Below are 13,295 nucleotides of genomic sequence, written 5' to 3'. Positions count from 1 at the left end.
GCCAAAGGCTACCAACGGACTCTCAGCTTCAAAAACAGCTTTGACAGGACGAACAGTGGGCCGACCCAGAGGTATTGGATGTCTTCGAAGAACGAAGGTTTCCTGCCCTCGATCTTGTGGCCCACGAACTGGAATATCCATGCCACTACGAAGATGGCGGCTGAAACCGGCAAAACAAGCCCGCCCATCGCATGCACCACCGCCAGCGCCAGCGCGGTGAGCACGAGCATCGTCAGCAGAAAGGCCGGTGCGCGCAGTAGCGCGTAGTAGACGAGGCTCGCCGCGACGAAAACGTAGGCCACCCACGGATGGATCGCGAAGAGCAGGCCCACGATGCTCAGCATGATCGCCGGGATGGCGATGTAGTGGATCAGTTCGTTGGTCGGGTTGCGGTGGCTTTCCTCGTAGTGCGCGAGGAGCCGATCGACCTTGCGGTCGCTCGTGGCCAGCGGGGCGGCAGCGGTATGCATCATGGTGGGTCTCCAGGGGCGCCGTTCGATGCGGCGAGATTTCGATGGTGCCCACGGCGCCCGTGGATGGCAAGTGTGGCAAGTGCTACTGAAAAAGTAGCAGTTCCGGTCGGGTGGGTGCGCCGCGTCATGACTTAGGGCACTTTCGCCCGCGGATCGCGCGGCTAAGATCAAACGCGTGGCTCCCTTCGATTCTTCCTCCACGCCCCCGTCCGACACAGCAGGGGCGGGACTTCCAGTTCGCACGCCGACCGCCATCCTGGTCGTGGACGACCACGACCTGCTTCGCCTGGGGGTCTGCGCGCTGGTGCAGGCGCAGGCCAGTTCGTCCGGCGCGCACATCGAGGTCTTCGAGGCGGCCAACGTGGCCGACGCCCTCGCGCTGTACGAAACCCACCAGGCGGCCATCGGTCTCGTGCTGCTCGACCTGGCGCTTCCCGACACCCACGGCCTGAGCGGCCTGGCCGAGTTCCGGCGTCGCTTTCCGGCCGCGCGCATCGTGGTGCTGTCGGGCACCGGCAACAGCACGCTGGCGCAGGGCGTGCTTGCCCTTGGTGCCAGCGCCTTCCTGCCCAAGTCGGCTGACCTGAAGGAGGTGGTGAGCTTCATCCGCGCTTGCGGCCTGCTCGACCCCGAAGCCGCGGGCAACCCGCCGCCCGCCGTGCCCAAGGCGCTCACCGGCTACGCCGAGTTCGCCCATGCCAGCGCCTGGCAGGAGCTCACGCCGCGCCAGATGCAGGTGCTGCAGTGGGTGCTCGAAGGCAAGGCCAACAAGGAAATCGCCCAACTCGCCAACCTGAGCGAGGGCACGGTGAAGAATCACGTCTCGACCATCCTGCTGCTGTTCGGCATGCGCTCGCGCGCCCAGTTGATCAGCACGCTGCACTGAGCCGAGCGTGCCGGCCGTGGCGTCAGGCGATCCGTCCGCCGATCACTCCCTTGGCCAGCGCGTCCTGCGCGAGCATGTCGCCTCGGTCTACGACACCTACCGCATCTCGACGCTGACCCACATGGTCTTCGTGGTGGTATTCGGCAGCATCATCTATTCGCAGCTGAAGAACCCGAGCCTCCTGTTCTGGCTGGCCAGTCTGCTTAGCGCCGACATCTACGTCTACTTCACGCCGCGCTGGACGCCGCAGCGGCCTGCGCGCGAAAGCGCGTACTGGGCGCGCAAGATTTCCCGCATGGTCACGCTGGTGAGCATGATCACGGCGGTGGTGCCCTGGCTCATCGTGCCGTACAACAACCTGCCGATGACCTCGCTGCTGATGGCGGTGGTCGTGGGCAGTTGCTCCCGGGCGGCGCAATCGCTCTGGCCGCTGAAGTCGGCGCTCTTCGGCTACACGCTGCCGATGGCGCTGGGGCTCATCACTGCGTTGGCCTGGCAGGGCGATGGCCTCCATCTCTTCTTGGCGGCGGCCGGCGCGGCCTACCTGCTGCTGACGCTGCGCGCGGGCATCGGGCAGCACAAGCTCCTGACCGAATCCCTCTTGCTGCGCTTCGAGAACGAGGCGCTGGCCGCCCGCCTGGGCGAGCAGATCGCCGCCACCGAGCGCGCGAGCGAAGAGAAAACCCGTTTCCTCGGCACCGCCAGCCACGACCTGCGCCAGCCGCTGCACGCGATCGCGCTCTTCGGCGCAGCGCTGGAGAACGAGCTGCGCGACCGTCCCGAAGGCCGCAACGCCGAGCGCCTGATGCGCGCGGTGAATGCGCTGGGCGCGTCGCTGGACACCATGCTGGACGTCTCGCGGCTCGATGCGGGCGTGATCACCGCGGTGCCGCAGCCGGTGCAGCTGGACGCGCTGTTCCTGCCGCTCAACCACACCTTCTCGGCGCGCGCCGAGCACAAGCAACTGCAGTTGCGCGTGCGCGCGAGCGGCCTGTGGGTGCACAGCGATCCGCAGTTGCTGCACCGCATGCTCTCCAACCTGATGGACAACGCGCTCAAGTACACCGCCCAAGGCGGCGTGACGGTGATGGCGCGCGAGCGCGGCGACTCGGTGTGGGTGGAGGTGCGCGACACGGGCATCGGCATCGCGCCCGAGCAGGCCGGGCGCATCTTCGAGGAGTTCTACCAGATCGACAATCCCGGCCGCGACCGCTCGCGCGGGCTGGGCATCGGGCTGTCGATCGTGCAGCGGCTGTCGCGGCTGCTCGGGCATCCGGTGCAGATGCATTCGCGCCCGGGTCGAGGAACCCTCTTTCGCGTCGTGCTGCCGGCCGCACATGCCATGGCCGGCGGGCTGGTGCCTGCTTTCTCGGCCGACACCGGCGAGGTGCTGGCATCGCAGCGCAAGGCCGCGCCGGCGCTGCCGGGCCGCGTGCTGCTGCTGGATGACGAGTTGGAGATCCGCGAGGCCATGACCGGCCTGCTGCGCTCCCATGCGATCGATGCGCACGCGGTGGCCGACGAGGCCGACGCCGCCGCGGCCCTGCAATGGGCCCGCCGCGAGGGGCGCCCGTTCGACCTGCTGATGTGCGACTACCGCTTGGCCGATGGCGTCGACGGCCTGGACGCCGGGCTCCGCTTGAGCCTAGGGGCAGGCGAGGGCGCCCCCGATACCCCGCTGCTGCTGGTCACCGGTGAGACCTCGCCCGCCCGCCTGCAGCGCGTGCGGGAATCGCAGGTGCCGGTGCTCTTCAAGCCCGTCGTCGCGTCCGCGTTGCTCCAGGCGATGGCCGAACTGGCCGCACGGAAGCCTGCCGCCCAACCCTCGGCGATGGATGCCTGAGAACGTTCGTAGTAGTTGAGCGCCGATCGCTGGCCGATCGCGCGTGTAGACGGCGAACGTAATGACTTTCGGCACTGGTGAGCGCCTACGGCTTCTCGTAACTTCGTGGGGTCGACGGCTTCGAGCCGTTGCATGCGGACAGTCCGCATCGTCGTGAATCCAGCGAAATAAACGGAGGAGTTCCCAGTGAAGTTCAAGCTCGCGGCAGTGGCCGTCGCAGTGGCGGCAGCGCTCGCCCTGACAGCGTGTGGTGGTGGTGGCAGCGGCGGAGGCGGCGCGGGATTCGTGCTGCCGCCCCCACCTCCACCGGCGCCCCCGCCGCCTCCGCCCGCACCGCCGCCGCCGGCACCCGCGCCCATTCCGTCCACCCGCACGTTCCTGTACGAAGCGTTGCCGGTGGCAGGCGACAGCAGCGCCTTCGCTGCCCACCTCAACGCCCAGGGCGCGCGCGGCTTCCGTTTCCTGAGCGGCTTTGCCTTCGCGACCAGCCCGACCACGACCGAGATCGTCGAAGGCTACGTTCGCGATGCCGACGCGACATACAGCTACGAGACCAAGCCGCTCACCGCGGACAATGCCGCCTTCCTCACCCAGGTGAATGAGGCGGGTGCACGGGGCTTCCAGTGGGCGGGCTCGTACAGCGTCAACGGCGACATCTTCTACGTCTACCGCAAGAACAACGCCACGCCCGGCACGTTCAGCTACCGGACCGTGGCGATGGCCACGAGCAAGGCCGATTTCCTGGCCCAGGCCAACAGCCAGGGCGCGGACGGCTTCTACAACGTGAGCCCTGCGTTCATTGCGGGCGGCACGTCCGTCGCCATCTACGAGAAGAACTCGGCCACCGGCGCCACCTACGGCTACGAGGTTGCCGATTTCGCCGGCAGCGACGACGCCTATCTGGCCCAGCTCAACGAGCGCGGCGGCCGGGGCTTCCGCTACCGGACCGAGTACGTCTTTCCGGATGGCGGCGGCGTGATCTACGCGAAGGACCTGTCGCAGCCGGCCACATTCAGCTTCTACGGCCTTGCACCCGAGGGCAACAGCACGGCTTTCATCCAGCAGGCGAATACCGAAGGCGCCAAGGGTGCCGGCCTGATCGGTGGCATGGGCCTGCCGAGCGGTTCGATCCAGACGCTCTACTTCGTGCCAGTCAACTGCAGCAGCGGTCCGCTATGCATGCCGGTGTCGCTGTTCGGCCTCTGAGCCGCGCACACGCACGACAAGCGCTCGACCCGGCGCAACAAGGAATCAGGGAACCAGGGGGAAAGGGAGAAGAGAAGAAGAAGTGAAGAGCGGCCCCGGCGAAAGCGGGGGCCGCTTCTTTTTTTTGATCCGTGCGGCCGGCGCGATGTCAGCCGACAGCCTCAGCCCAAAAGAGCCTGCGCGAATTCGCGCGCATTGAAGGTCTCCAGGTCTTCCAGCTTCTCACCCACGCCGATGAAGTAGACCGGAATGGGCCGCTCCCGCGCGATGGCGCACAACACGCCGCCCTTGGCCGTGCCGTCCAGCTTGGTGACGATCAAGCCGGTGAGGCCCAGCGTCTCGTCGAACGCCTTGACCTGTGCGAGCGCGTTCTGCCCGGTGTTGCCGTCGATCACCAGCAGCACCTCGTGCGGCGCGGTGGCGTCGGCCTTGGTGACCACGCGCTTGATCTTCTTGAGCTCGTCCATCAGGTGCAGTTGCGTCGGCAGGCGGCCGGCGGTGTCGACTAGCACCACGTCCTTGCCGCGCGCCTTGCCGGCGTTCACCGCGTCGAAGCTCACGGCCGACGGGTCGCCGCCCTCGTTGCTCACGATCTCCACCGTGTTGCGGTCGGCCCAGACCAGCAATTGCTCCCGCGCCGCCGCCCGGAAGGTGTCGGCCGCGGCCAGCAGCACCGAGGCGCCCTCGGTGGCCAGGTGCTTGGTGAGCTTGCCGATGGAAGTGGTCTTGCCCGCGCCGTTGACGCCGGCCACCATGATCACGGTGGGCGTGAACTGGCCGATGACCAGCGGCTTCTCGAGCGGGCGCAGCAGGTCGGCGATGGCTTCGGCCAGCAGCACCTTGACCTGCGACGCGTCGGTGGCCATCTGGCGCTTGACGCGGACCTTCAGGTCGTCGAGCAGGTATTCGGTGGCCTTGACGCCGGTGTCGGCCATCAACAGGGCGGATTCGAGCTCTTCATACAGCGCATCGTCGATCTGCGCGTTGACGAACACGGCCTGGATGCCGGTGCCGGTCTTGCGCAGGCCGGTCTTGAGCTTGTCGAACCAGCCCTTGCGCTCGGGGGCCGCAGCCGCTTCGACGACGGCGGGCTTCGGGGCAGGGACGGGCGCAGGGGGCGGAACCGGAGCCGGGACGGGAACCGGGGCAGGCGCTGCGACCGGCGTTGGCGCCGGCACGGGCGCCGGAGTCGGAGTCGGAGAGGGCGCCGGCGATGCCACAGGGGCGGGTGCGGGGATCGCCGCAGGTGCCTGGACCGGCGCAGGCGCGGGCTCCTCGGCCGCGGGCTTCCCGCCAAACCAGCTCGAAGGCGAGAACACCGAGCGCGCGGGGGCGGGCTCGGCAACGGGTGCAGGGGCGGCGGGCGGGGCGACTGGTGGGGTCGGCGCCGGCGCGACCGGGGTTTCGGCAGGCGGTTTTTTCTTGAAGAAACTGAACATCAGGAGCTTTTTACAATCCGACCCATTCTATGAAACACCTCTCGCCACGCAGTGCTGCGTCCGGTGCGGTGCTGGCAGTGGCGCTGATGGCGTCCGGGGCCATGCCTGCACAGGCCCAGTCCACACCGGCCCCCGCTGCATCTTCTGCCGCCGCCGCGGCCGCACCGGGCCCCCAGCAATTCACCCTCGCAAACGGCATGACGCTGATCGTCCAGCCCGACCGGCGCGCGCCGACCGCGGTGCAGATGGTCTGGGTCCGCGTCGGCTCCATGGACGAGGTCGACGGCACTTCCGGGGTCGCACATGCGCTCGAACACATGATGTTCAAGGGCACGAAGGACATCAAGCCCGGCGAGTTCTCGCGCCGCGTGGCGCAGCTGGGCGGGCAGGAAAACGCCTTCACCACCCGCGACTACACCGGCTACTACCAGCAGATTCCGGTCGGCAGCCTCGAGCAGGTGATGAAGCTCGAATCCGACCGCTTTGCCAACAACCAGTGGCCCGACGACGAGTTCAAGCGCGAGATCGAGGTCGTCAAGGAAGAGCGGCGCCTGCGCACCGAAGACCAGCCCCGCGCGCTGCTCGGCGAGCAGCAGAACGCTGCCGTCTTCACCGCCTCGCCGTACCACCGCCCCGTGGTCGGTTGGATGAGCGACCTGGATGCGATGACGCCCGACGACGCCCGCGCATTCTTCAAGCGCTGGTACGTGCCCGCCAACGCGGTGCTCGTGGTGGCCGGCGACGTCGATATCGCCAAAGTCCGCGCGCTCGCCGAGAAGTACTACGGCCGCATCCCGGCAGCCGCCGTTCCGCCGCGCAAGCCGCGCGTGGAGCCCGCGCAGCGCGGCATCCGCCGCCTTGAGTTCAAGGCGCCCGCCGAGCAGGCCTACGTGTCGCTCGCCTACCGCGTGCCGCAGCTGGCGAACATCGACGACACGAACAGCGATTCGTGGGCGCTGGTGGTGCTCTCGGCAGTGCTCGACGGCTACGCCGGTGCGCGCCTCGATCGCGCGCTCACGCAGGGGCCCGACCGGGTGGCCGATTCCGCCGGCGCCTATTCGGGCTTCGTCGGCCGCGGCCCGCAGCTCTTCGTGCTCGACGGCGTGCCGGCCCACGGCAAGAGCGCTGAGGCGGTCGAAGCCGCGCTGCGCGCCCAGGTGGCACGCATCGCAAAAGACGGTGTGGGCGAGGCCGAACTGGCCCGCGTCAAGACCCAGTGGGTGGCCAGCGAGACGTACAAGCGCGACTCGGTGATGGCGCAGGCGCGCGAACTGGGCAGCAACTGGATCCAGGGCCTGCCGCTCGATGCGAGCGAGCGCATCGTCGCCCGGCTGCAGGCCGTCACCGCCGCCCAGGTGCAGGCCGTGGCCGCCAAGTACTTCGGCGACGACCAGCTCACGGTGGCCACGCTGCGTCCCTTGCCGCTCGAAGCCAAGCCCCGTGCCCGCGGCTTCGCGGCACCCGCAGGCGAGCTGCGCTGAAAGACCCGGAACACAACATGACCTTCAAAAAACTGGCGCTGCGCGCCGTGTTTGCCGGCACCGCCGTGCTCGGCCTGGCCAGCGCGCAGGCCGCGCTGCCCATCCAGCACTGGACGCTCGCCAACGGCGCCAAGATCTATCTCGTGGCGACCAACGCATTGCCGATCGTCGACGTGCAGGTCGACTTCGACGCCGGCAGCCGGCGCGACCCGGCGCCGCAGGCGGGCCTGGCCAGCGTGACCTCGGCGATGGTCGAGAAGGGCGTGCGCGCCGGCAAGAACGGCGAGCCCGCGCTCGACCAGAATGCCCTGGGCGAAGCCTGGGCCGACCTGGGCGCGAGCTTCGACGTGAGCGCGGGCACCGACCGCATGAGCTATTCGCTGCGCACGCTCTCCGACCCGGCGCTGCTCGGCAAGGCCGTGGCATTGGCCTCGCGCGAGATCGGCGAGCCCTCGTTCCCCGACGACGTGTGGCTGCGCGAGCGCGAACGCATCAACGCCGCCATCAAGGAAGCGAACACCAAGCCCGCGACCATCGCCGGCCGCGCGTTCGCCAAGGACGTCTACGGCGTGCATCCGTACGGCGAGGAAGTCACCGAGGAAACCCTCGCGCGCATCGACACGGCCACGATGCGCCAGCGCTACCAGGAATTGATCCTGCCGTGCCGCGCCAAGCTCAGCATCGTGGGCGCGGTCACGCGCGCCGAGGCCGAGACGGCGGCGACCACGCTGCTGTCGCGCCTGCCCGCGGCCGACAGCTGCGCGCCGCTGCCCGCCATCGCGCCGGTGGCCGCGCTCGCCGCGCCCAAGGACGAGCGCATTCCGTTCGATTCGGCCCAGGCCCACGTCTTCATCGGCCAGCCCGGCTACCCGCGCAAGGACCCCGACCACTTTGCGCTCAACCTGGGCAACTACGTGCTGGGCGGCGGCGGTTTCGTCTCGCGCCTGACCAACGAGGTGCGAGAGAAGCGCGGCCTGACCTACAGCATCTACAGCGGCTTCGCACCGGGGCTCGACGCGGGCGCGTTCCGCATCGGCTTCCAGACCCGGCCCGACCAGGCCGAAGAGGCCGTGAAGATGTCGCGCGAAGTGCTCGCGAAATTCGTGGCCGAAGGCCCGACCGAGAGCGAACTGAAGGCCGCCAAGGACAACCTGATCGGCGGCTTTCCGCTGCTGCTGGACAGCAACCGCAAGCTGATCGGCAACGTCGCGAACATCGCCTGGCACGACCTGCCGCTGGACTACCTCGATACCTGGACCACGCGCATGAATGCGGTCACCGCGGCTGAAGTGAAGGCGGCGTTTGCGCGCAAGCTGCAGCCGGAGCGGATGGTGACGGTGGTGGTGGGCGGAAAGTAGCCGCTATGACAGCGCGTGCGGGCCGCTTCTTGCGGCCGCACGCACCGCCGCGCCGAGCCGCTTGAGCAACTGCGGCGCCGCGCGTGCCTGCTGCCAGTAGAGCGGCACCGGCAGCGTCGACTCCGGTACCAGCGCCACCAGCGTGCCTTCGCGGATCGCATCGGCCACCATGCCGGCCGGATGCATGCCCCAACCCATGCCCGCGGATGCCGCCTCGACAAATGCATTCGGCGATGGAATCCAGTGCCGCGGCGTCTCGACGTTGCGGTGGCAGATGCGGCGCACCCAGCGCGCCTGCAGGCGGTCCTTGCGGTCGAACACCAGGCTGGGTGCGCTCGCGAGCGTCCGCGCGCCCACGCCCTTGGCGAAATGCCGCGCCACGAATTCGGGACTCGCGGCCGCCACGTAGTGCATCGTGCCCAGCGCCTCGCTGTTGCAGCCTGCGACGGGCTGGGCAAGCGCGGTCACTGCCGCGAGCACGGCGCCGCTGCGCAGCCGCTCGGCCGTGTGGTCCTGGTCGTCCACCGTGAGGTCGAGCAGCGCGGTGTCTTCCTGCACGGCGAAGGCGGCGGCCGCGGCCATGAACCATGTCGCCAGGCTGTCGGCGTTGACGGCCACGCGCACCGTGACGCGTTCGTTCGCCTCGCCGCCCATGCCGAGGGCGGGGAGGGCGTCGCGCAGTTCGTGCTCCAGCATGCCCACGCGCTCCACATGCCTGCACAGCTGCAGGCCGGCCTCGGTGGCGACGCAGGGCTGGCTGCGCACCAGCAGCGCGCCGCCCGTGCGCTCCTCCAGCAGTTTCACGCGCTGCGAGACGGCCGAGGGCGTGACGTTCAGTGCGCGCGCGGCGCGCTCGAAGCTGCCTTCGCGCACGACGGCGGCCAAGGCGTTGAGAGCGGCGTAGTCGAGCATCGTGATTTAGCCAAACTGAATTGAAGTTAGGAGGTTTAGTTTGAATTAATCCATGGGGCCCGGCAAGCTCGCACCATGTCTGCCGAATTCGCCACCACCGCCTTCCTCAACGGGCTCTTCATGAGCCTGGTGCTCATCGTCGCCATCGGCGCCCAGAACGCCTATGTGCTGCGCCAGGGATTGCGGCGCGAGCATGTCGCGGCCGTGGTGCTGTTCTGCGCGGCGAGCGACGCGGTGCTGATCGGCGCCGGTGTGGCCGGCATGGCGCAAGCGCTGAAGGGCCGGCCAATGCTGGCGACGGTGCTCGCGGGGCTCGGCGCGGCATTCCTGTGTGCCTACGGCCTGCGCGCGCTGTGGCGTTCGCGCCAGCCCGGCGCGCTGCAGGCGACGGCGCAGGGCGCGGCGCTCTCGCGCGCGGCCGTGGTGGCGCAGGCGGCGGGCTTCACGCTGCTGAACCCGCATGTCTACCTGGACACGGTGCTGCTCGTGGGCAGCGCGGGCGCGCAGTACGCGGGTTCGCTCAAGGTCTGGTTCGTCGCGGGCGCCACGGTGGCGAGCGTGCTGTGGTTCACTGCGCTGGGCTTCGGCGCGCGGCTGCTGGCACCGGTGTTCGCGCGTCCGCGCGCCTGGCAGATGCTCGATGCGCTGATCGGCGGCACGATGCTCGTGCTGGCCGCGATGCTGGCGCGGCGTGCGCTGACCGGCGCCTGATCGATGCGTGAGCGACGCGCGATCGGCCCGGTGCCGCGGCGTTAAGCTCGCCGCATGCCCCAGAAGAAAGCCGCCGCAGCTCCCCGTCCGCCCGCAGCCAAGCGCCCTGCGCGCCCCGCACGATCCAGCGAGGTCCGCATCATCGGCGGCCAATGGAAGCGCACCCGCCTTTCGGTGGCCGACAAGCCGGGCCTGCGCCCCACGCCCGACCGCGTGCGCGAGACGCTCTTCAACTGGCTCGCGAGCCTGGCCGGTGCGGGCGGCGGCGAACTGCCGGGCTGGCATTGCGTCGACGCCTTCGCGGGCACCGGCGCGCTGGGCCTGGAAGCCGCGTCGCGCGGCGCGGCGAACGTGCTGCTGTGCGAGCAGGACCCTGGCCTGGTCGCGCAACTGCAGGCCGCCAGGACCAAGCTGTCGGCCGAGGCCGTCCGCATCGAGCGCGGCAACGGCGTCACGGCGCTCGAGCGCACCACCGCCGCGAGCCTGCACGCCGTCTTCCTCGACCCGCCCTTCGACAGCACCGCGCTCTACGAACCGGCCCTGCGCGCCGCGGCGCGTGCCCTGCGCCCCGGCGGCGTCGCGTACCTGGAAGCCCCTCGCCAGTGGAACGACGAGGAACTGGCCGCTTTCGGCCTCGCAAGCTTTCGTTACCTCAAAGCCGGCGCCGTGCATGCCCACCTGTTGCGGCTGGCCTCGGAGGGGACTGCATAATCCGCCGAACAAGCCGCACCGGCTGCATGAGGAAGAAGCAACCATGGCCAGCAACGTCATCGCGGTTTATCCGGGCACATTCGATCCCATCACCCTCGGTCACGAGGACGTGGTGCGGCGTGCAACCCAACTCTTCTCCAAGGTGATCGTCGCCGTCGCGGCGGGCCACCACAAGAAAGCGCTGTTCACCCTGCAGGAACGCATGGACATGGCGCGCGAAGCCGTCAAGCCCTACAGCGACCAGGTCACGGTCGAGAGCTTCTCGGGCCTCCTGCGCGACTTCGTGGTGGCGCGCGGCGGCAAGGCCATGGTGCGGGGCCTGCGCGCCGTGACCGACTTCGACTACGAGTTCCAGCTCGCGGGCATGAACCGCTCGTTGATGCCCGACGTCGAGACGGTGTTCCTCACGCCCAGCGACAAATACCAGTTCATCTCCAGCACCTTCGTGCGCGAGATCGCGATGCTCGGCGGCGAAGTCAACAAGTTCGTCTCGCCCAACGTCGAGCACATGCTCGCCGCCAAGGTGCGCAGCCTCGGCCGTGAATAAACCGCGATGAGCGGTTCGCCGCCACCCCGCCTGCATCTGCTCGGGGATGCAGCGCTCCTGTGCGAGCTGCCGGCACCGGCCACGCTGGTGCAGCAGCAGCGCATCTGGGCACTGGCCGCGCAGGCCCGCGAATGGCCCGGCGTCGGCGAAGTGCTGCCGGGCATGAACAACCTCACGCTGACTTTCGATCCGACCGCCATCGAGCTCGATGCGCTCATGGCACAGGTGCTCGCCGCGTGGCCGAAGCTGTCTGCCAAGGCCGTCGATGGCCGGCTGGTGGAGATTCCCGTCGCCTACGGCGGTGAGCACGGCCCGGACCTCGGCGATGTCGCGGCCCACACCGGCCTCACGCCAGCGGAAGTGGTGCGGCGCCACAGCGCGGGCGAGTACGTGGTCTACCTGCTCGGCTTCCTCCCGGGCTTCGCCTTCATGGGGGGGCTCGCGCCCGAGCTCGCCACGCCGCGCCGCGCGGAGCCGCGCACCGCGGTGCCCGCGCGTTCGGTCGGCATCGGCGGCGAGCAGACCGGCATCTATCCGCTCGCGTCGCCGGGCGGCTGGCAGCTCATCGGGCGCACCTCGCTCGAGATGTTCGATCCGGCGGCCGAGCCGCCCACCTTGCTGCGCCCGGGCGACCGCGTGCGCTTCGTCGTCGAGAGCGTCGAGACATGATCGTCGTCCAGAAGCCCGGCCTGCTGGCCTCGGTGCAAGACCTGGGGCGGCACGGCCATCGCCAGCTGGGCATCTGCCCGGGCGGCGCGCTCGACGTGCTGGCGCTCGCGCTCGCGAACCGGCTGGTCGGCAATGCCGACGGCGCTGCGGGACTCGAACTCACGATGGGCGGTTGCGAGCTGCGCTTCGAAACCGACACGCGCATCGCCCTGGCCGGCGACGACTTCGGCGCGCAGCTGGACGGCGTGCCGCTCTGGCCCTGCTGGAGCGTGCCGGTGGCGGCGGGCCAGGTCCTCAAGCTCATGGGCGCGAACGCGTCCGGTGCGAAGAAGGCGGGTCTTCGCACCTGGCTCGCCATTGCGGGCGGCATCGACGTGCCGCCCGTGCTCGGCTCGCGCAGCACCGACCTCAAGGCCGGCTTCGGCGGCCACGAAGGCCGCGCGCTGCGCAAGGGCGACAAGCTGCCGCTGGGCGCCTCGCCGCTCGATGCCGCGCAGCGCGCGCGCAAGCCCTTCGGCCTGCGCGGCCCCGACTGGGGCGCGGAAGAAGCCGACGGCGCCATCGCCCTGCGCGTGCTGCCCGGCCCCGAATTCGAGCTGTTCACGCTCGCCGCGCGCGACGTGCTGTGGGGCGATCGCTGGCGCATCACCTCGCAGAGCAACCGCATGGGCAGCCGGCTCGCGGGCACCGAACTCAAGCGCAAGCGCGCGGGCGACATGCTCTCCTCGGGCGTGATCCCCGGCACGATCCAGGTGCCGCCCTCGGGCCAGCCGATCATCCTGATGGGCGATGCGCAGACCACGGGCGGCTATCCGCGCATCGGCGTGGTGATCCGCGCCGACCTTTGGAAGCTCGCGCAGGCGCCGCTCAACGGCAAGCTGCGCCTCGTGCAGGTCGACATGGCAGAGGCGCTCGCCGCATGGGCCGAGCAGCAGCGCTACCTGGCGCAGGTGGCACAAGGCCTCGCCGTGGCAGGCTGGCCGGGCGCGCCCCTTGCGTAGGGTGAACAGGCCCTAGACTGTGCAAGCACGCCGCCAGCGGGCCGCGCCGGTGCAGCCC

The 13,295-nt window shown here is 69.6% G+C and carries 13 protein-coding genes; 10 read left to right on the top strand and 3 right to left on the bottom strand.

What is annotated here, in order from left to right; all coding sequences use genetic code 11:
- Window positions 1–8: 8 nt before the first annotated feature.
- On the bottom strand, window positions 9–473 hold the full coding sequence (locus RT97_RS31545) for a DUF962 domain-containing protein (RefSeq protein WP_042582806.1): 465 nt from the start codon (window positions 471–473) through the stop codon (window positions 9–11).
- A 175-nt stretch (window positions 474–648) separates the two neighbouring features.
- On the opposite strand from RT97_RS31545, the gene RT97_RS31540 reads away from it, so the two are divergent.
- From RT97_RS31540 to RT97_RS31530, 3 genes are all read left to right on the top strand, one after another.
- Window positions 649–1,359: a response regulator transcription factor gene (locus tag RT97_RS31540; RefSeq protein WP_042582805.1), complete on the top strand. Its 711-nt coding sequence runs from the start codon at window positions 649–651 to the stop codon at window positions 1,357–1,359.
- A 16-nt stretch (window positions 1,360–1,375) separates the two neighbouring features.
- Complete coding sequence (locus tag RT97_RS31535; RefSeq protein WP_042582848.1) at window positions 1,376–3,202, top strand: hybrid sensor histidine kinase/response regulator; 1,827 nt, start codon at window positions 1,376–1,378, stop codon at window positions 3,200–3,202.
- A gap of 186 nt (window positions 3,203–3,388) precedes the next feature.
- Window positions 3,389–4,408: a hypothetical protein gene (locus RT97_RS31530; protein ID WP_042582804.1), complete on the top strand. Its 1,020-nt coding sequence runs from the start codon at window positions 3,389–3,391 to the stop codon at window positions 4,406–4,408.
- A gap of 161 nt (window positions 4,409–4,569) precedes the next feature.
- On the opposite strand, the gene ftsY is transcribed toward RT97_RS31530, so the two are convergent.
- The gene (gene ftsY, locus RT97_RS31525) at window positions 4,570–5,847 is read right to left on the bottom strand and encodes a signal recognition particle-docking protein FtsY (protein ID WP_042582803.1); all 1,278 of its coding nucleotides are present in this window, start codon (window positions 5,845–5,847) and stop codon (window positions 4,570–4,572) included.
- A gap of 29 nt (window positions 5,848–5,876) precedes the next feature.
- Here ftsY and RT97_RS31520 point away from each other — a divergent pair, with 29 nt between their 5' ends.
- Both RT97_RS31520 and RT97_RS31515 read left to right on the top strand, forming a co-directional pair.
- The gene (locus RT97_RS31520; RefSeq protein WP_155403955.1) at window positions 5,877–7,328 is read left to right on the top strand and encodes a M16 family metallopeptidase; all 1,452 of its coding nucleotides are present in this window, start codon (window positions 5,877–5,879) and stop codon (window positions 7,326–7,328) included.
- A gap of 17 nt (window positions 7,329–7,345) precedes the next feature.
- Window positions 7,346–8,686 carry a M16 family metallopeptidase gene (locus RT97_RS31515; RefSeq protein WP_042582802.1) on the top strand — a complete coding sequence of 447 codons (1,341 nt, stop codon included), beginning with the start codon at window positions 7,346–7,348 and terminating at the stop codon, window positions 8,684–8,686.
- 3 nt (window positions 8,687–8,689) lie between these two features.
- On the opposite strand, the gene RT97_RS31510 is transcribed toward RT97_RS31515, so the two are convergent.
- Complete coding sequence (locus RT97_RS31510) at window positions 8,690–9,598, bottom strand: LysR family transcriptional regulator ArgP (protein ID WP_042582801.1); 909 nt, start codon at window positions 9,596–9,598, stop codon at window positions 8,690–8,692.
- Window positions 9,599–9,673: 75 nt separating this feature from the next.
- Here RT97_RS31510 and RT97_RS31505 point away from each other — a divergent pair, with 75 nt between their 5' ends.
- The 5 genes from RT97_RS31505 to RT97_RS31485 are packed head-to-tail and all read left to right on the top strand — an operon-like array spanning window position 9,674 to window position 13,237.
- Window positions 9,674–10,309 (top strand): LysE/ArgO family amino acid transporter, encoded by a 636-nt coding sequence (locus RT97_RS31505; RefSeq protein ID WP_042582800.1) that lies wholly within the window; start codon window positions 9,674–9,676, stop codon window positions 10,307–10,309.
- Window positions 10,310–10,363: 54 nt separating this feature from the next.
- Window positions 10,364–11,020 (top strand): RsmD family RNA methyltransferase, encoded by a 657-nt coding sequence (locus tag RT97_RS31500; RefSeq protein WP_042582799.1) that lies wholly within the window; start codon window positions 10,364–10,366, stop codon window positions 11,018–11,020.
- Window positions 11,021–11,063: 43 nt separating this feature from the next.
- Window positions 11,064–11,567 carry a pantetheine-phosphate adenylyltransferase gene (gene coaD, locus RT97_RS31495; protein WP_042582798.1) on the top strand — a complete coding sequence of 168 codons (504 nt, stop codon included), beginning with the start codon at window positions 11,064–11,066 and terminating at the stop codon, window positions 11,565–11,567.
- A 6-nt stretch (window positions 11,568–11,573) separates the two neighbouring features.
- Window positions 11,574–12,236 (top strand): 5-oxoprolinase subunit PxpB, encoded by a 663-nt coding sequence (pxpB, locus tag RT97_RS31490; protein WP_042582797.1) that lies wholly within the window; start codon window positions 11,574–11,576, stop codon window positions 12,234–12,236.
- Complete coding sequence (locus tag RT97_RS31485) at window positions 12,233–13,237, top strand: biotin-dependent carboxyltransferase family protein (RefSeq protein ID WP_042582796.1); 1,005 nt, start codon at window positions 12,233–12,235, stop codon at window positions 13,235–13,237. Before pxpB ends, RT97_RS31485 begins: the two co-directional genes overlap by 4 nt.
- The last annotated feature ends 58 nt before the right edge of the window (window positions 13,238–13,295 follow it).

The sequence above is a fragment of the Variovorax paradoxus genome, from assembly GCF_000834655.1.
In the GTDB taxonomy this organism is placed as follows: Bacteria; Pseudomonadota; Gammaproteobacteria; order Burkholderiales; family Burkholderiaceae_C; genus Variovorax; species Variovorax paradoxus_F.
The sequence above is the reverse complement of the archived record's forward strand: the minus strand, read 5'-3'. Positions and strand labels throughout refer to the sequence as shown.

Bases quoted from the DNA above. Each gene is read 5' to 3' on its own strand.
- ftsY (WP_042582803.1), bottom strand. From the start codon at position 5,847: ATGTTCAGTTTCTTCAAGAAAAAACCGCCTGCCGAAACCCCGGTCGCG.
- pxpB (WP_042582797.1), top strand. From the start codon at position 11,574: ATGAGCGGTTCGCCGCCACCCCGCCTGCATCTGCTCGGGGATGCAGCG.
- RT97_RS31545 (WP_042582806.1), bottom strand. From the start codon at position 473: ATGATGCATACCGCTGCCGCCCCGCTGGCCACGAGCGACCGCAAGGTC.
- RT97_RS31510 (WP_042582801.1), bottom strand. From the start codon at position 9,598: ATGCTCGACTACGCCGCTCTCAACGCCTTGGCCGCCGTCGTGCGCGAA.
- RT97_RS31515 (WP_042582802.1), top strand. From the start codon at position 7,346: ATGACCTTCAAAAAACTGGCGCTGCGCGCCGTGTTTGCCGGCACCGCC.
- coaD (WP_042582798.1), top strand. From the start codon at position 11,064: ATGGCCAGCAACGTCATCGCGGTTTATCCGGGCACATTCGATCCCATC.
- RT97_RS31520 (WP_155403955.1), top strand. From the start codon at position 5,877: ATGAAACACCTCTCGCCACGCAGTGCTGCGTCCGGTGCGGTGCTGGCA.
- RT97_RS31505 (WP_042582800.1), top strand. From the start codon at position 9,674: ATGTCTGCCGAATTCGCCACCACCGCCTTCCTCAACGGGCTCTTCATG.
- RT97_RS31485 (WP_042582796.1), top strand. From the start codon at position 12,233: ATGATCGTCGTCCAGAAGCCCGGCCTGCTGGCCTCGGTGCAAGACCTG.
- RT97_RS31500 (WP_042582799.1), top strand. From the start codon at position 10,364: ATGCCCCAGAAGAAAGCCGCCGCAGCTCCCCGTCCGCCCGCAGCCAAG.